The organism is Sandaracinobacteroides sp. (genome assembly GCF_057137845.1).
Window position 1 is genome coordinate 1 of the sequence record NZ_DBNHFX010000104.1, and the last position, 15454, is coordinate 15454.

The following is a 15454-nucleotide window of genomic DNA, read 5'->3' on the forward strand; positions in this document are numbered from 1 at the left end:
AAGACGACAAGCCGATCACCTATCAGATCGTCGGCGAACTGGAGGCGGACGCAAAGCGCGGCCGCATCAGCTATAATTCCCCCGTCGGGCGGGCGCTGATCGGCCGCCTCAGGGGCGAGGAAGTCGAAGTGGTCACGCCGTCGGGCGACCGCAGCTACCTCATCGACCTGGTCGAGTTCCGCTGAGGCCCGGCCGGGTGGCCGAGCGATCCCTTTCGCCTCCGGCGGCCTGGGTGACGCGGGTGATCCTGATCGCTTGCGTGGCGATCCAGTTGCTGGTGCTGCTGCTGGGACCGGCGTTCGGTCGCTGGCTGTTGCAGGCGGGGGGCCTGATCCCGGCGCGCATCACCGGCGACGTGATCGGTCTCGACGGGCCGGTGCCGCCGTCGCTGACGCTGATTACCCACATGTTCCTGCATGGCGGGCTGGCGCATCTGGCGATGAACATGGTGTTCCTGGCCTGGGTCGGCCGACAGGTCGAGTGGGCGCTTGGGTCGTGGCGGCTGCTGCTGCTGTTTCTGGCGGGCGGCGTCGCCGGCGGGCTGTTGCAGGTGATGATGTCGCCTGCGTCGCTGGTGCCGGTCGTCGGTGCGTCGGGCGCGATTTCGGCGGTTTTTGCTACCTATGCGCTGCTGTTTGCGCAATCTGGCGAACATCCGGCCCGTTTTCTGGGTATCGCGGTATCGGCGGAAACCGTTCGCGCGCTGCGCTATGCGTCGCTCTGGGTCGGGTTGCAGTTGCTGACGGCGGTTGCCTTCAATCTGCCGGGCAGCGGCGGCATCGCCATCTGGAGCCACATCGGCGGCTTCCTTGTGGGGCTGCTGTTCGGCTTGCCGCACATCCGGCATTTCCGCCCCGGTAGCTTTCGCGACTGAAAACAGCCGAACGAAAAAGCCCCGCCCCCCTGTGCCGGGGGGCGGGGCTTTTCGTCGGCCGGTCGCGGCCGTTCTTACTTGCCCATCGCCTTGTCGAGGTTGTCGACGATCGCCTGGAAGAACATCTCGGTCGTCAGCCAGGCCTGGTCCGGCCCGATCAGCAGCGCCAGATCCTTGGTCATCTTGCCTTCCTCGACCGTCTCGACGCAGACGCGTTCCAGCGTTTCGGCAAAGCGGATCACTTCAGGTGTGTCGTCCAGCTTGCCGCGATGCTTCAGGCCGCCCGTCCAGGCGAAGATCGAAGCGATCGGGTTGGTGCTGGTCTGCTGGCCCTTCTGGTGCTGGCGGTAGTGGCGGGTCACGGTGCCGTGCGCCGCTTCCGCTTCGACGGTGTTGCCGTCCGGCGTCATCAGCACCGACGTCATCAGGCCCAGCGATCCGAAGCCCTGCGCCACCATGTCGGACTGCACGTCGCCGTCATAATTCTTGCAGGCCCAGATGAACTTGCCGCTCCACTTCAGGGCCGAGGCGACGAGATCGTCGATCAGGCGGTGTTCGTAAACGATGTCGGCCTTCTGGAACCGGGCCTTGAACTCGCGGTCGTAGATGTCCTGGAACAGATCCTTGAAGCGGCCGTCATAGGCCTTCAGGATGGTGTTCTTGGTCGACAGATAGACCGGCCACTGCCGCGACAGGCCATAATTCATGCAGGCGCGGGCGAAGTCGCGGATCGAATCGTCGAGGTTGTACATGCCCATCGCCACGCCCGACGACGGGAACGAGAACACCTCGTGTTCGAGTTCCTTGCTGCCGTCCTCGCTCACCCATTTCATGGTCAGCCGGCCGGCGCCGGGCACCAGAAAGTCTGTCGCGCGATATTGGTCGCCGAACGCGTGGCGGCCGACGACGATCGGGTCGGTCCAGCCGGGCACCAGACGCGGCACGTTCGAGATGACGATCGGCTCGCGGAAGACGACGCCGCCGAGAATGTTGCGGATGGTGCCGTTCGGGCTTTTCCACATGCGCTTCAGGCCGAATTCCTCGACCCGGGCTTCGTCAGGGGTGATCGTTGCACACTTCACGCCGACGCCATGTTCCTTGATGGCGTTGGCGGCTTCCACCGTCACCCGGTCGTCGGTGCGGTCCCGCTCCTCGATGCCGAGATCGTAGTAGCGCAGGTCCACGTCGAGATAGGGAAGGATCAGCTTGTCGCGGATCCATGCCCAGATGATTCGGGTCATCTCGTCGCCGTCAAGCTCGACGACTGGTCCCTTCACCTTGATCTTGCTCATGCTACCTCGGGTTTGTCCTGTTGCGTGTCGCCTGCGTCCTTAGGGGCGCGGAAGGAGCGCGGCAAGCGCATCGATACCGTCAATCTGCCTGACGAAGCCGCAGGCACCCTGCGAAAGGAAGCCCTCGGCCTCCAGATGGCCGAGCAGCGCCATGAACGGCGCCCAGAAATCGCCGCTGCCCAGCAGCCACACGGGCTTTGCGTGCAGCCGCAGGTTGCGCCAGCTCAGCACCTCGACCAGCTCGTCGAGGGTGCCAAGCCCGCCCGGCAGCGCCAGCACTGCATCGGCGCGGGCGAACATCAGTTCCTTCCGGGCATGCAGGGTCTGTGTCACGATCATGTTGGTGCATTCCGGCTCGGCGACTTCGAGCTGCCGCAGGAAATGCGGGATGATGCCTTCCACTTCGCCGCCAGCGTGGATCGCTGCCCGGCCGACTTCGCCCATCAGCCCGAGCGAGCCGCCGCCATAGACGAGGCAGACCCCCCGTTCGGCAACAAGCCTGCCGACTGCGGCGGCGAGTTCGGCGTGGTGGTGATCGCGGCCCGCACGCGCGCCGCAAAAGACGAGCAGGCGGCGCACGGGATCGGCATTATCCAGCGGTGCGGGCGAATCGTGCGGATGGCTTTTCATGCACGCCGCACTAGCACGGCTATCACCCTCCAACATTGGGCATTGCAGTCCAAGCCCTGCGAAGGCTAAAGGCCTAGAGAAATTCATATCAGGGACAGCAAATGGGATCGACAACAGAAGCCCACCCTTCCGAGGTGGGGCATGGAGACGACGGTGTGCGCCGTCGTGACTTCATCTATGTCGCAACCGGCGCCTTTGCGGGGGTCGGCGCTGCGGTGACCGCATGGCCGTTCATCAACCAGATGAACCCGTCGGCCGATGTTCTGGCGCTCGCCTCGGTCGAGGTCGACATTTCGTCGATCCAGCCGGGGCAGGCGATCAAGGCGGTCTGGCAGTCGAAGCCGATCTTCATTCGCAACCTGACCGGCAAGGAACAGCAGGAAGCCGATGCGGTTCCGCTGTCGGCGCTGCGCGACCCGCAGACGCTGGAACAGCGGACGCTGGCCGGCCACAAGAACTGGCTGATCAACGTCGGTGTCTGCACACACCTCGGCTGCATTCCGCTGGGTGCGGCCGAAGGCGAAAACCGTGGCGATTACGGCGGCTATTTCTGCCCCTGTCACGGCTCGCACTATGATACCGCCGCCCGCATCCGCAAGGGGCCTGCGCCGCTGAACCTGCTGGTTCCGCCCTACGTCTTCAAGACGCCAACCCTCGTCGAGATTGGATGAACCCATGAGCTTCCCCTGGGCCAATCACTACGAACCCAAGCATCCGCTGATGCAGTGGGTCGACCAGCGCCTGCCGCTGCCGCGCCTCGTCTATAACGCGGTCGGCGCCGGGTATCCGGTGCCGCGCAACATCAACTACTGGTACAACTTCGGCATTCTCGCCGGTGTTGCGCTGGTGGTGCAGTTGCTGACCGGCATCGTGCTGGCGATGCACTATTCCGCGCACACGACGACGGCATTCCTGTCGGTCGAGCACATCATGCGCAACGTCAACTCCGGCTGGCTGCTGCGCTACATGCACGCGAACGGGGCCAGCTTTTTCTTCGTGGTCGTCTATGTCCACATCTTCCGTGGTCTCTATTACGGCAGCTACAAGGCCCCACGAGAGATCGTCTGGATGCTGGGCGTGGTCATCTTCCTGCTGATGATGGCGACGGGGTTCATGGGCTATGTGCTTCCCTGGGGCCAGATGAGCTTCTGGGGCGCGCAGGTGATCACCTCGCTGTTTTCGGCGATACCGGTCGTCGGCGAAGCCATCCGCACGTGGCTCGTCGGCGGTTTCGCGCCCGACAACGCGACGATCACCCGCTTCTTCTCGCTGCACTATCTGCTGCCGTTCGTGATTGTGGGTGTGGTGATCCTGAAGATCTGGGCACTGCACATCCCCGGCTCCACCAACCCGACGGGGGTCGACGTGCAGGGTCCGCAGGACACGCTGCCGTTCCACCCCTATTTCACCGCCAAGGACTTCTTCGGCATCTGCATCTATCTGATGCTGTTCGCGCTGTTCGTGTTCTTCCTGCCGAATGCGCTTGGCCACCCGGACAATTACATCCCGGCGAACCCGCTCTCGACGCCGGCGCACATCGTGCCTGAATGGTATTACTGGCCGTTCTACGCGATCCTGCGCGCCTTTACCGTGAACTTCCTGTGGGTTCCGGCAAAGCTCTGGGGCGTGGTGGCGATGTTCGCATCGATCCTGCTGCTGTTCTTCCTGCCTTGGCTCGACAGCAGCCGCGTGAAGTCCACCAGCTATCGGCCGATGTACAAGGTCTGGTTCTGGGTGCTGGTGGTCGACGTGCTGATCCTCGGCTGGCTGGGCGGGCTTCCTGCCGAAGAACCGTTCGTCCGCATGAGCCAGATCGCGGCCGCCTATTACTTCGCCCATTTCCTGATCATCCTGCCGCTGCTCTCGTTCTTCGAGAAGCCGCTGCCGCTGCCGAACAGCATTGCCGAAAGCGTGCTGGGGAAGGCCGCGACCGGGGATGGCGCGAACGCTGTTCCGGCTGAATAAGGGGTCCTTCACATGGTTCGTTTCTTTGGATTCTTCGCCGGCCTTGTTTTCGTGGTCGCGCTGCTGGTCGCGGCTCTCATGCCGCGCGAGGCATCGTCACCGGATCCCGTCGCCAAGATTCATCAGCACCCGCGTGAAGCCCAGTGGCAGCAGGACGGGCCGCTCGGGCTTGGCGTGTTCGGCACGTTCGATCGCGCGCAGCTTCAGCGCGGCTATCAGGTCTACTCAGAGGTCTGCGCCGCCTGCCACAGCCTCAATCTGGTGGCATTCCGCAACCTGCGGGCGATTGGCTTCTCGGAAGCCGAGGTGAAGGCGCTGGCCAAGGCCAGGGAAGTGCCCTCGATCGATCCACGCACCGGCGAGGCATCGACCCGGCCGGCGCTGCCGTCGGATCACTTCCCGGCGCCGTTCCCCAATGAAGTCGCGGCGCGCTCGGCGAACAACAACGCGCTGCCGCCCGATCTCAGCCTGATCATCAAGGCCCGCCACGATGGCGCGAACTATCTGTATTCGCTGCTGACGGGCTACGGCAAAGAGCCGCCCAAGGGCTTCGACGTGCCGGACGGGCTGTATTTCAATCCCTACTTCGCGTCGGTGAACATCGCCATGGTGCAGCCGCTTCATGACGAGCAACTGACCTATGCCGATGGCACCAAGGCCAGCATCGACCAGATGGCGAAGGACGTCACCGCCTTCCTGAGCTGGGCGGCGGAACCGGAACTGGAACAGCGCCGCCGGGTAGGCGTGGCGACGCTGATCTTCCTCGGCATCCTGTCGATTCTGGCGTGGATGTCCTATCGTCGGGTCTGGGCGGGCATCGAGCACTAGAAACTGCCTGCAACAAGCATCAGGGGCGGGGGCGATCCCCGCCCTTTTTGTGTGTGCTGCGGACCGGGGCGGATTGGCGCACTGGCGGCGCGGGCGCGCGCGGCCTAGAGCAGTCCCGCCGGATGGATTCACCCGGCGGCGGGCCTTCGGGTCTGGAAATCCGCAGGACGGAGCGCATGGCAGAGCAGTCGACCTTATCCGGGCGCATCGCGCGGATCGCAAAAGTGGGGGCGAACCTTGGCGGGTTCGCGGCTGGCGCCGCCGTCGCGCGCGCTGGTGGACGTTCGCTCGATGATCCACGCAACGCCGCAGAGCTGAAGCGGGTGCTGGGCGAACTGAAGGGCCCGCTGATGAAGCTTGCGCAGATGCTTGGCAATCTGCCCGACGCTGTCCCGCCGGAATTCGCGCGCGAACTTGCGGAATTGCAGGCGAACGCGCCGCCGATGGGGCAGGGCTTCGTGCGGCGGCGCATGGCGGGCGAACTTGGGGCTGGCTGGCGGGAACGCTTCGTCGATTTCAGCCCCGAAGCCGTGGCAGCCGCATCCCTGGGGCAGGTGCATCGCGCGACGCTCGGCACCGGGGAAGCCGTTGCCGTCAAGCTCCAGTATCCGGACATGGCGTCGGCCGTCGAAGCCGATCTCGGACAGCTCGATCTGATGCTGGCGCTGTTCCGCCGGATCGACGGCGCGATCGACACGGCCGAAATCCGCACCGAGCTTGCCGACCGCCTTCGCGAGGAGCTGGATTACGCGCGCGAACTGAAGCACCTGCTGCTGTTTCGCACGCTGCTGGCGGGCGACGCGCATGTAAGGGTGCCGAGGCCATTTCCCGAACTGTCGACGCCGCGCCTGTTGACGATGGAATGGCTGGAAGGAAGCCGCCTTCTCGACTGGAAGGAAAGCGCGCCCGAAGTGCGCAACCAGATCGCGCAGGCGCTGTTCCTGGCGTGGTATCGGCCCTTTTATCGCAACGGCGTCATTCACGGCGACCCGCACCTCGGGAACTATACCGTGGCGCAGGCCGACGGGGCCTCGGCCACGGTCAACCTGCTGGACCTTGGCTGTGTGCGGATTTTTCCGCCGCACTTCATCGAAGGGGTGAACCAGCTTTATCGTGCGATCGACGAGGACCGGCCGGATCAGGCCGCCCACGCCTTTGAACTGTGGGGCTTTCGTGGCCTGACGACCGAGATCCGCGATGTGCTGATGGTCTGGGCGCGCTTCCTTTATGGGCCGCTGCTCGACGACAGGGTGCGCCCGATCGACATGGACGGCAGGCCCGGCGAATATGGCCGGGAAACCGCGCGGCATGTGCATCATGAACTGAAGCGGCTGGGAACCGTGCGCATACCCGCCGAGTTCGTGTTCATGGACCGGGCGGCGATCGGCCTTGGCGGCGTGTTCATCCAGCTTGGTGCGGAATTGAACTGGCATCGGCTGTTCGCGGGCCTGATGGACGGGTTCAGCGTCGATGAAGTGGCCGGGCGGCAGCGGAACGCCCTTGCGGCGGCGGGGCTTTGAACTGCCGGAATCTTGCGTTGTTGCGCGATCTGGCGGCCAAGGAATTGCCAAGCCGTATCGGGTGCGGTTAAGGCGGATCAACTGGATGGAAAGGGGATGGCATGGCCGGAACGGAACACACTGCCTGGGAAAACGCTCCCGGCGAAAAGCGCGCAACCTATTCGGGCTTTCTGTCGATCTTCAAATATGGCGCCGTGCTTGGCGCGGCCGTGGTGATCGGGCTGCTGGCGTTCCACTATTCCTGACGATACGCCACCAGAGGAACTGAGCGGGGGATCCTGATGAGAATTGCCGTGCTGGCCGAAACAGCGGCCGGCGAACAGCGTGTCGCTGCAACGCCGGAAACGGTGAAGAAATATCTGGCGCTTGGTGCTGAAGTCGCGGTCGAGGCGGGCGCCGGTGCCGGCGCCAACATTCCCGACGCGGCATTTGCGCAGGCAGGCGCCGCCGTGGGCACGCGCCCCGAGGTGCTGTCGGGCGCGGCGCTGGTGCTGGCCGTGCAAGGCCCGGACGCTGCCGGCCTGCCATCGGGCGCGATGCTGGCGGCAAGCCTCAATCCCTTTCAATCGAAAGACCGGCTGCAAAGCTATGCCGCAGCCGGGGTCGAGGCGCTGGCGATGGAGTTCATGCCGCGCATCACCCGCGCGCAGTCGATGGATATTCTCTCGAGCCAGGCCAACCTGGCGGGCTACAAGGCTGTCATCGACGCAGCCGAGGCCTATGGCCGCGCATTCCCGATGATGATGACGGCGGCCGGCACGATTTCCGCTGCGCGCGCCTTCGTGATGGGTGTGGGTGTGGCCGGATTGCAGGCGATCGCAACCGCGCGGCGTCTGGGTGCGGTGGTTTCGGCAACCGATGTCCGGCTGGCGACGAAGGAACAGATCCAGTCGCTTGGCGGCAAGCCGGTCTTCGTCGAGGACGACGAGGCGAAAGCCGCCGAAACCGCTGGCGGCTATGCCAAGGAAATGTCGGCCGCCTACAAGGAAAAGCAGGCGGCGCTGGTTTCCGAAACCATCGCCAAGCAGGATATCGTCATCACCACGGCGCTTATTCCGGGGCGGCCGGCGCCGAAGCTGGTGACGGCGGCACAGGTGGCCACGATGAAGCCGGGGTCGGTCATCGTCGATATGTCGGTCAGCCAGGGCGGCAATGTCGAGGGATCGGTCGCGGATCAGCGCGTCGTCACCGACAACGGCGTAACCATCCTTGGATTTTCCAACTATCCAAGCAGGCTTGCAGCAGACGCGTCCGCGCTGTTTTCCCGCAACCTGCTGACGTTCGTGACCACCTTCTTCGACAAGGACGCCAGGGCCATGCTCTTGCCGGACGACGATGAAATCGTGGCCGCGATCCGCGTCACCAGGGGTGGTGCGATCGTGCATCCGGCGCTTTCGGCCTGAGGGGGGCAGCCATGGACTTCATTTCGATCCTGTCGATTTTCGTGCTGGCCTGTTTCGTCGGCTATTATGTGGTCTGGTCGGTCACGCCCGCGCTGCACACACCGCTGATGGCCGTCACCAACGCGATTTCGTCGGTCATCATCGTCGGCGCGCTGATCGCGTCGGCAGCCGATGGTTCCGATATGGCCAAATGGCTCGGGCTGCTGGCGGTCGTGCTTGCAAGCGTCAACATCTTCGGCGGCTTTGCCGTGACGGAACGGATGCTGGCGATGTACAAGAAAAAAGAGAAGAAGGGCTAAGCCAGCGCCATGGAACATGTCTCCTCAACGCCGGCCTGGGCGATGCTCGCCTATCTTGTAGCCGGGGTATTCTTCATCCTGTCGCTGCGCGGGCTTTCCAGCCCCGAATCGAGCCGCGCCGGCAACCGCTTCGGCATGGCCGGGATGCTGATCGCCGTTGTCACCACGCTGGTCACGCACAGCCTGGCGAACATGGCGGAAATCGGCATCGCCATCGCGATCGGCGGCGCCATCGGCTATGTGGTGGCGCAGCGCATCGCCATGACAGCGATGCCGCAGCTTGTGGCGGCGTTCCACTCGCTCGTCGGCATGGCGGCGGTGCTGGTTGCGGCGGCCGCCTTTCTGAATCCGGGTGCGTTCAATCTGCTGAACGATGCCGGCCAGATCTTTGCCGCGTCGCGTATTGAAATGTCGCTTGGGGCGGCGATCGGCGCGATCACCTTTTCGGGATCGGTCATCGCCTTCCTGAAACTGAACGGCAACATGTCGGGAGCGCCGATCCTGCTGCCGGCGCGTCATCTGATCAATCTGGGAACGCTTGCCGCCATTCTGGTGCTGGTCGGCCTGTTCGCCACCACCGATCCGGCGCAGGCCAATCTGTTCTGGATCATCATCGCGCTGTCGTTCGCGATCGGCTTCCTGCTGATCATCCCGATTGGCGGGGCCGATATGCCGGTCGTCGTCTCGATGCTGAACAGCTATTCCGGCTGGGCGGCGGCAGCGATGGGCTTCACACTGCAGAACACCGCGATGATCGTGACCGGCGCGCTGGTCGGTTCATCGGGCGCGATCCTGTCCTATATCATGTGCCGGGCGATGAACCGCAGCTTCATCTCGGTGATCGCAGGCGGCTTCGGCGCCGAGGCTTCGGCCGGAGGCGGCGCTGCGCAGACGGATCGCCCGTGGAAGCGCGGCTCGGCCGACGATGCGGCATTCATCATGAAGAATGCGGAAAAGATCATCATCGTGCCGGGCTATGGCATGGCGGTGTCGCAGGCCCAGCATACGCTGCGCGAAATGGGCGACATGCTGAAGGCCGAAGGCGTGGAAGTGAAATACGCGATCCACCCGGTTGCAGGCCGCATGCCGGGGCACATGAACGTGCTGCTGGCCGAAGCCAACGTGCCTTACGACGAGGTGTTCGAGCTGGAAGACATCAACAGCGAGTTCGCGCAGGCAGATGTCGCCTTCGTGATCGGCGCCAACGATGTCACCAATCCGGCCGCGCAAACCGACAAGTCCAGCCCGATCTATGGCATGCCGGTGCTGGAGGTTTGGAAGGCGAAGACCGTATTGTTCGTGAAACGCTCGATGGGCGGGGTTGGCTATGCCGGCGTCGACAACGACGTGTTTTACATGGACAACACGATGATGCTGCTGGGCGACGCCAAGAAGATGACCGACGAGATCGTGAAGGCAGTCGCGCACTAGGGCAGGATTCACTCTCGGCCAGAAGATGCGGGCGCTGTGCCCGACACTTCTGGTCAAGAGAGACTTCCCGTTGTAGCCGGAATTTTTTCTGACCCTTTTTCCGGACGCATCCCGCTTATCAAATGCCAGGTGATTCAACTGGTCTCCTGGTGTTCAGCGGCGTCAGCACGACGTTCGCAACGGGAGGATGTGTTCACATGAAACGGAAAATGGTAATTTCGACGCTTGCGCTCGCCTTCGCATCGCAAGCGTCGGCGGCCAATCTCGTCACCAACGGAGATTTCGAGGCCGGCAATACCGGGTTCACATCGGACTATACATATTCGCCTGGCAGCGGCCTGGCTGAGGGTGTCTATACGGTCGATCAATCCCCGTCGTCGTGGCACGGCTCTTTTGCCGCGATCGGCGATCATACCAGCGGGTCGGGCAACATGTTCATCGCCAATGGCAGCCACGACACCACGAAGAATGTCTGGAAGTCGGGTGTGATTGCGGTGACCGCCGGAGAGAATTATTTCTTCGAGGCGTTCGTGGCCTCACTCTATCCGGCCGCACCGCCTGTTCTGACGTTCATGTACTCGCTGGACGGCGGACCTGCGCAGGCACTGGCCACCCTGTCCAACTCGCTGCCGCTGGGTGTTTGGGAAGGCATGTCGACAAGCTTCAACACCGGGACGGCCACGAGCGTGCAATTGTTCCTTCTCAACGCGCAATCTGCCTATCAGGGAAACGACTTTGCGCTTGATGATGTCTATCTTGGTACCAAATCCATCGTGAATCCCGATCCGGGCGGCACCGTGCCCGAACCTGCCACCTGGGCGATGATGATCGCCGGCTTCGGCGCGGTCGGCACGGCCATGCGGCGTCGCAAGGCGGATCCGGGCAAGACGAAACCGGCGATTTCGTTCGGCTGACCGGCTACGGGGGTTCCAGCGTGTAAGAGATCGGGGGCGTTGTACCGCCCCCGATCGACGCGAATTCATGCGGCCTGCCGCCGGCACGGCCCTGGGCCCATGCCGTCTGCCTTCGTGCAACAATGGCGCGCTGCTTTTCCTCGCAATAAGGGCAGCCACTGCTGTTGATCCGAATCAAGGTAGAACTGGCCGTTCGCCCGAGACTCGGCGCGTTCACGGGGAGAGTGGCCAGATGACGACCTTGACCGAAGAGCGGCCGACCGCCGCAACGGCGACCGAGCATTTCGACGTACTGATTGCGGGCGCCGGAATTTCCGGCATCGGATCGGCATGGCACATGCAGCATCAGGCGCCCGGCCAAAGCTTCGTCGTGCTGGATGCGCAGGAAAGCTTTGGCGGAACCTGGATCACCCATAAATATCCCGGCATCCGGTCGGATTCGGATCTTTATACGTTCGGCTATCGCTTCAAGCCGTGGATCGACGAACCAATCGCCAGTGCGGCGAAGATCCTGAACTACATGCAAGAGGTGATCGAGGAAAACCACCTTGGCCGCCATATCCGTTATGGCCACCGCATCGAGAAGGCGAGCTGGTCCGACGCCGACCGCCGCTGGACGGTGAGCGGCACGGCCAACGGCAAGCCGTTCACCGTTACCGCAACCTTCCTGTGGATGTGTCAGGGCTATTACCGGCACGAGGAAGGCTACACGCCTGACTGGCCCGGCATGGCCGACTACAAGGGCCGAATCATCCACCCGCAAACCTGGCCGGACGACGCCAATCTGGCCGACAAGCGGGTGATCGTGATCGGTTCGGGGGCGACGGCGGCGACGCTGGTTCCGGCGATCGCCGGGAAATGCGCACATGTCACGCTGTTGCAGCGATCGCCGACCTATTTCTGGCCTGCGCCGAACGAGAATGAACTGGCCGATACGCTGCGCACGCTGAAGGTCGACGAGGCGTGGATCCACGAGATCGTCCGCCGCAAGGTGCTGTTCGATCAGGAGGAACTGACCAAACGCTGCCTTGCCGAACCGGATGCCGTGAAGGCCGAACTGCTGGAAGCGGCCCGCGCCTTCCTGCCGCCGGGCTTTGACATCGCCAAACACTTCACGCCTGCCTATCGGCCGTGGCAGCAGCGCCTTGCCTTCATCCCCGACGGCGACTTGTTCCGGGGGATTTCGGCAGGCGTCGCCAGCGTCGAAACCGACGAGATCGACCGCTTCACGACAACAGGTATCCGGCTGAAATCCGGCAAGGAACTGGAAGCCGACGTTGTCATCACCGCAACCGGCTTCAATCTGTGCATCGATGGCGACATCGATTTTTCAGTGAACGGCAAGCCGGTGAAATTCGGCGATGCCGTTACCTATCGCGGCATGATGTTCACCGGCATTCCGAACCTTGTCTGGGTGATGGGCTATTTCCGCGCTAGCTGGACGCTGCGGGTCGATCTGCTGGGTGATTTCGTGACGCGGTTGCTGAACCACATGAAGCGGAAAGGCGTCAGCCGTGTCGAGGTGGCGCTGCGCCCCGAGGATGCGGACATGGCGCTGCTGCCGTGGCTTGATCCCGAGAATTTCAATCCCGGCTACATGACGCGGAGCATGCACCTGATGCCCAGCCGTGGCGACAAGCCCGAGTGGATGCACAATCAGGACTATTGGGCCGAGCGCGAGGAAATCCCGGCGATCGATCTGGATTCCGCCGAGTTTCGCTATGGTTAAGATGCGGCAGGCTTAACGGGCGGGCTGGGCGTCGGCTGGTTTTACAGCTTTGCCACGCCCGGCCTGCCGGTGCAGTCTGGCGGGCAGTTGGCACGATCCTTGCTGTTTATTGCACGAATGCAATTTTCGACAGGGGCTTGAACGTGTCATTGGAACTGCCGCCAGCACTGCTTGCGCTCGCACTTGCAGGCGTGTTGATGATCCTGTTCGCAGTTCTGGAGATCCGCCACGAGCGCGCGAAACGGCGGCAGCGGGTTTCGATGACGCCGCGCTTCCGGCGCTACCTGCAACCCTGAGGGATGGCGCGCCGGTGAACGCCTAGCCGCGCAGGAAGCACCCGACGCCCGCCCGCACCACGACGCCAACCGTCTGCGGATCGAGATCGCGCTTCAGAAGGTCCATCACCTGCCGCTCGGTCATGCGGGCGGGGGCCGTCTGCGCCAGTTTGGCAACGCGTTGCAGCGATTTCAACTGCCCCACACTCAGGTCGCGGGCGAGGGGTTGCGCCATGCACGTAGCGTAGGTGGGCGGCAGGCCGGCGTTTGTCAGCGCCGAGCGGACCTGCGCCTCTTTGCTGGCGGCGCACCCTGCCACGGCCAGCAGCAGGGCGATCGCGGGCACAACCCTCATTGGCGTGCGGCGCGCTGCTGGCGCTGCTGGGCGCATTCGGCGCCGATGCGGGCGATCGTGCCGATTGTTGCAGGATCGACATTATCCATCACGGCGTCGTAAAGCTCGCCGACCTTCATTTCGCGGACCGGCTGGTTCACGCGAGTGGTGACGCGCTGGAGCGAGCGCAGTTCGCTGACCGACAGCCGCCGTGCCGCCCGCAGCGAAGCGCAGCGCGCGTCGTCGACGGTGAAGCCGGCACCGCGCAGCGCTGAATCGACCTCACTCTGCTTGATGGCGGCGACGCAGCCGCTGCTGAGCACCCCCAACGCTATGATCAACGCAATTCTGGGCACAGTGAACCTCTCGCTTTCAAAAATAACACCATATACTTATCAACTGGGCGAGCCATGAGCAACGACCGCCTGCCATCTGCCGATCACTTCCGCCCGCTGCATCTGAAGCTGATGATGGGGGCGCTGGCGCAAGCGTGGCGCGCAGGCCTGCTGCCGCCTGCCGACCTCTGTCCCGAGCGGCTGCGGCATATGGCGGAAACTGCAACCGGGCTGTCGGTCGACCGCGATGGCCGCGCGTTCTTCGACCGCCAACTGGCGGTTCTGCTGCCCGCCCTGCGCGAGGAAGCGCGCCTGAACGACTTCGGGCGGCTGGTAGCGCACGGCACAATTCTGAAGCTGATGAAAGAGCGCCTCTGGTTCGAGGCGGTGATGGCCGCCCACCCCGAGATCGACCGCATCGAACTGGCGCCGCCGCTGTTCATCGTCGGCCCCATGCGTTCAGGCTCTACCAGAGTGCAGCGGCTGCTGGCGGCCCACCCGGCGCACAACGCGCTGCGCCTGTTCGAAGCGCAGTGCCCGGTGCCGTCGCCACGGGTGCTGGCCGCCCGCCAGCGGGGGCGGCGCGATCCGCGCATCGGCCAGGCGTCGTGGATGTTGCGGCTGATTGCATCGATCAATCCGGCCGTGCTGGACATCCACCCGACCGGCGCACAGGAGCATGACGAGGAGCTGGGCCTGCTGGAACAGTCGCTTTCGCCGGCCATGATCGAGGTGCAGCGCCATGTCCCGACGTTCGCGCGCCATTGCGAGAGTGAGGACCAGACGCCCGCCTATGCGAGGCTGCGCCGGCTGCTGAAACTGCGCACATGGCTGGAAGGTGCGGATCCGGCCAAACCCTATGTCCTGAAGACGCCGCAGCACATGCAGGACATCGAGGCGGTGACGCGCGTGTTTCCGAAGTCCAGGCTGATTTTTCTGCACCGGGACCCGGTGGCGGTGGTCGCGTCGTCGGCAAGTCTGGTCTGGAACCAGATGGTGATCCATTCCGATCACGTAGATCCGCACTGGATCGGCCGCGAGTGGTTGCAAAAAACCGAGGTGCGCATGCGGCGCGTTGCCAGCGCGCGCACCCAGATCGCGACCGACCGGCAACTCGACCTCGGTTATGACGAGGTAGAGGCGGACTGGGAGGGGGCGATGCGCAAGGTGGAGGTATTTCTAGATCAGGAAGTGACGCCGGAAGCATTTCGACGGATGCGTCAATATCTGGACCGGGCCGATCGGGCGCGGAGATTCGGAAGACATGATTATCAACTGGAATTATTCGGAATTCGTCGTGATGAAATCGCCAAAAGATTGGCCGATGATTACCAGTAAGCATGTGTGCAATTGATGCGATTAACCATGAATTTTGTGCGTTAATGTTGTTTTGCAATTCAACATATCCCGCATTTGATCAATAATGAGTGTGGTCGTGGTGGGCACGGCCAAAAACAGGGAATTGGTCATGCGTATTGCATCACTGGCCGTAGCGGCTGCTGCGGCATTTGCGACGCCGGCGTCTGCCGCTGTCGTCGATTTCACCAACATCAAGGCAACATGGTTCGATGCCGTAACCACTGGTGGCGGTGTCACCTATACCGGCAACGGCACCTCGTCGGCCA

Annotated in this window: 18 protein-coding genes; 14 read left to right on the forward strand and 4 right to left on the reverse strand. The window is 63.5% G+C overall.

Translation table 11 applies throughout. The annotated features are described in order from the left end of the window. On the forward strand, positions 1–185 hold a 185-nt coding region (locus AC16JP_RS05225; RefSeq protein ID WP_484339547.1), incomplete at its 5' end, for a GreA/GreB family elongation factor. A gap of 11 nt (positions 186–196) precedes the next feature. Then, positions 197–874, forward strand: a complete 678-nt coding sequence (locus tag AC16JP_RS05230; protein ID WP_484339548.1) for a rhomboid family intramembrane serine protease — start codon at positions 197–199, stop codon at positions 872–874. A 74-nt stretch (positions 875–948) separates the two neighbouring features. On the opposite strand, the gene AC16JP_RS05235 is transcribed toward AC16JP_RS05230, so the two are convergent. Continuing rightward, on the reverse strand, positions 949–2166 hold the full coding sequence (locus AC16JP_RS05235; RefSeq protein ID WP_484339549.1) for an NADP-dependent isocitrate dehydrogenase: 1218 nt from the start codon (positions 2164–2166) through the stop codon (positions 949–951). A 39-nt stretch (positions 2167–2205) separates the two neighbouring features. Next, a complete protein-coding gene (locus AC16JP_RS05240; protein ID WP_484339550.1) occupies positions 2206–2796 on the reverse strand; it encodes an LOG family protein in 591 nt (196 codons plus the stop codon). A 101-nt stretch (positions 2797–2897) separates the two neighbouring features. On the opposite strand from AC16JP_RS05240, the gene petA reads away from it, so the two are divergent. The 11 genes from petA to AC16JP_RS05295 all read left to right on the forward strand — a co-directional run bounded on the left by petA (position 2898) and on the right by AC16JP_RS05295 (position 13181). Continuing rightward, positions 2898–3467 carry a ubiquinol-cytochrome c reductase iron-sulfur subunit gene (gene petA / locus AC16JP_RS05245; RefSeq protein WP_484339551.1) on the forward strand — a complete coding sequence of 190 codons (570 nt, stop codon included), beginning with the start codon at positions 2898–2900 and terminating at the stop codon, positions 3465–3467. Positions 3468–3471: 4 nt separating this feature from the next. Beyond that, positions 3472–4761 carry a cytochrome b gene (locus AC16JP_RS05250; protein ID WP_484339552.1) on the forward strand — a complete coding sequence of 430 codons (1290 nt, stop codon included), beginning with the start codon at positions 3472–3474 and terminating at the stop codon, positions 4759–4761. 12 nt (positions 4762–4773) lie between these two features. After that, positions 4774–5589 (forward strand): cytochrome c1, encoded by an 816-nt coding sequence (locus AC16JP_RS05255; protein WP_484339553.1) that lies wholly within the window; start codon positions 4774–4776, stop codon positions 5587–5589. Between the two features lie 176 nt (positions 5590–5765). Next, positions 5766–7109 carry an ABC1 kinase family protein gene (locus AC16JP_RS05260; protein WP_484339554.1) on the forward strand — a complete coding sequence of 448 codons (1344 nt, stop codon included), beginning with the start codon at positions 5766–5768 and terminating at the stop codon, positions 7107–7109. A 101-nt stretch (positions 7110–7210) separates the two neighbouring features. Then, positions 7211–7354 carry an aa3-type cytochrome c oxidase subunit IV gene (locus AC16JP_RS05265; protein ID WP_484339555.1) on the forward strand — a complete coding sequence of 48 codons (144 nt, stop codon included), beginning with the start codon at positions 7211–7213 and terminating at the stop codon, positions 7352–7354. Between the two features lie 36 nt (positions 7355–7390). Next, complete coding sequence (locus AC16JP_RS05270; RefSeq protein WP_484339556.1) at positions 7391–8512, forward strand: Re/Si-specific NAD(P)(+) transhydrogenase subunit alpha; 1122 nt, start codon at positions 7391–7393, stop codon at positions 8510–8512. An 11-nt stretch (positions 8513–8523) separates the two neighbouring features. Next, positions 8524–8811 (forward strand): NAD(P) transhydrogenase subunit alpha part 2, encoded by a 288-nt coding sequence (locus tag AC16JP_RS05275; RefSeq protein ID WP_484339557.1) that lies wholly within the window; start codon positions 8524–8526, stop codon positions 8809–8811. Between the two features lie 9 nt (positions 8812–8820). Next, positions 8821–10242 carry an NAD(P)(+) transhydrogenase (Re/Si-specific) subunit beta gene (locus AC16JP_RS05280; RefSeq protein WP_484339558.1) on the forward strand — a complete coding sequence of 474 codons (1422 nt, stop codon included), beginning with the start codon at positions 8821–8823 and terminating at the stop codon, positions 10240–10242. 149 nt (positions 10243–10391) lie between these two features. Continuing rightward, positions 10392–11156 carry a PEPxxWA-CTERM sorting domain-containing protein gene (locus AC16JP_RS05285; RefSeq protein ID WP_484339559.1) on the forward strand — a complete coding sequence of 255 codons (765 nt, stop codon included), beginning with the start codon at positions 10392–10394 and terminating at the stop codon, positions 11154–11156. A gap of 232 nt (positions 11157–11388) precedes the next feature. Then, positions 11389–12885: a flavin-containing monooxygenase gene (locus tag AC16JP_RS05290; protein ID WP_484339560.1), complete on the forward strand. Its 1497-nt coding sequence runs from the start codon at positions 11389–11391 to the stop codon at positions 12883–12885. Positions 12886–13028: 143 nt separating this feature from the next. Continuing rightward, complete coding sequence (locus AC16JP_RS05295) at positions 13029–13181, forward strand: hypothetical protein (protein WP_484339561.1); 153 nt, start codon at positions 13029–13031, stop codon at positions 13179–13181. Between the two features lie 22 nt (positions 13182–13203). On the opposite strand, the gene AC16JP_RS05300 is transcribed toward AC16JP_RS05295, so the two are convergent. Both AC16JP_RS05300 and AC16JP_RS05305 read right to left on the reverse strand, forming a co-directional pair. Further along, complete coding sequence (locus tag AC16JP_RS05300) at positions 13204–13506, reverse strand: hypothetical protein (RefSeq protein WP_484339562.1); 303 nt, start codon at positions 13504–13506, stop codon at positions 13204–13206. A gap of 5 nt (positions 13507–13511) precedes the next feature. Beyond that, a complete protein-coding gene (locus tag AC16JP_RS05305; protein WP_484339563.1) occupies positions 13512–13817 on the reverse strand; it encodes a hypothetical protein in 306 nt (101 codons plus the stop codon). An 87-nt stretch (positions 13818–13904) separates the two neighbouring features. Between AC16JP_RS05305 and AC16JP_RS05310 the strand changes: the two genes are divergently transcribed. Continuing rightward, complete coding sequence (locus AC16JP_RS05310; protein ID WP_484339564.1) at positions 13905–15167, forward strand: sulfotransferase family protein; 1263 nt, start codon at positions 13905–13907, stop codon at positions 15165–15167. Positions 15168–15454: the final 287 nt, after the last annotated feature.

Excerpts from the sequence above, each read along its gene's own strand:
- AC16JP_RS05260 (WP_484339554.1), top strand. The coding sequence starts at position 5,766 with ATGGCAGAGCAGTCGACCTTATCCGGGCGCATCGCGCGGATCGCAAAA.
- AC16JP_RS05310 (WP_484339564.1), top strand. The coding sequence starts at position 13,905 with ATGAGCAACGACCGCCTGCCATCTGCCGATCACTTCCGCCCGCTGCAT.
- AC16JP_RS05250 (WP_484339552.1), top strand. The coding sequence starts at position 3,472 with ATGAGCTTCCCCTGGGCCAATCACTACGAACCCAAGCATCCGCTGATG.
- AC16JP_RS05240 (WP_484339550.1), bottom strand. The coding sequence starts at position 2,796 with ATGAAAAGCCATCCGCACGATTCGCCCGCACCGCTGGATAATGCCGAT.
- AC16JP_RS05255 (WP_484339553.1), top strand. The coding sequence starts at position 4,774 with ATGGTTCGTTTCTTTGGATTCTTCGCCGGCCTTGTTTTCGTGGTCGCG.
- AC16JP_RS05270 (WP_484339556.1), top strand. The coding sequence starts at position 7,391 with ATGAGAATTGCCGTGCTGGCCGAAACAGCGGCCGGCGAACAGCGTGTC.
- AC16JP_RS05280 (WP_484339558.1), top strand. The coding sequence starts at position 8,821 with ATGGAACATGTCTCCTCAACGCCGGCCTGGGCGATGCTCGCCTATCTT.
- AC16JP_RS05290 (WP_484339560.1), top strand. The coding sequence starts at position 11,389 with ATGACGACCTTGACCGAAGAGCGGCCGACCGCCGCAACGGCGACCGAG.
- AC16JP_RS05265 (WP_484339555.1), top strand. The coding sequence starts at position 7,211 with ATGGCCGGAACGGAACACACTGCCTGGGAAAACGCTCCCGGCGAAAAG.
- AC16JP_RS05275 (WP_484339557.1), top strand. The coding sequence starts at position 8,524 with ATGGACTTCATTTCGATCCTGTCGATTTTCGTGCTGGCCTGTTTCGTC.
- petA (WP_484339551.1), top strand. The coding sequence starts at position 2,898 with ATGGGATCGACAACAGAAGCCCACCCTTCCGAGGTGGGGCATGGAGAC.
- AC16JP_RS05235 (WP_484339549.1), bottom strand. The coding sequence starts at position 2,166 with ATGAGCAAGATCAAGGTGAAGGGACCAGTCGTCGAGCTTGACGGCGAC.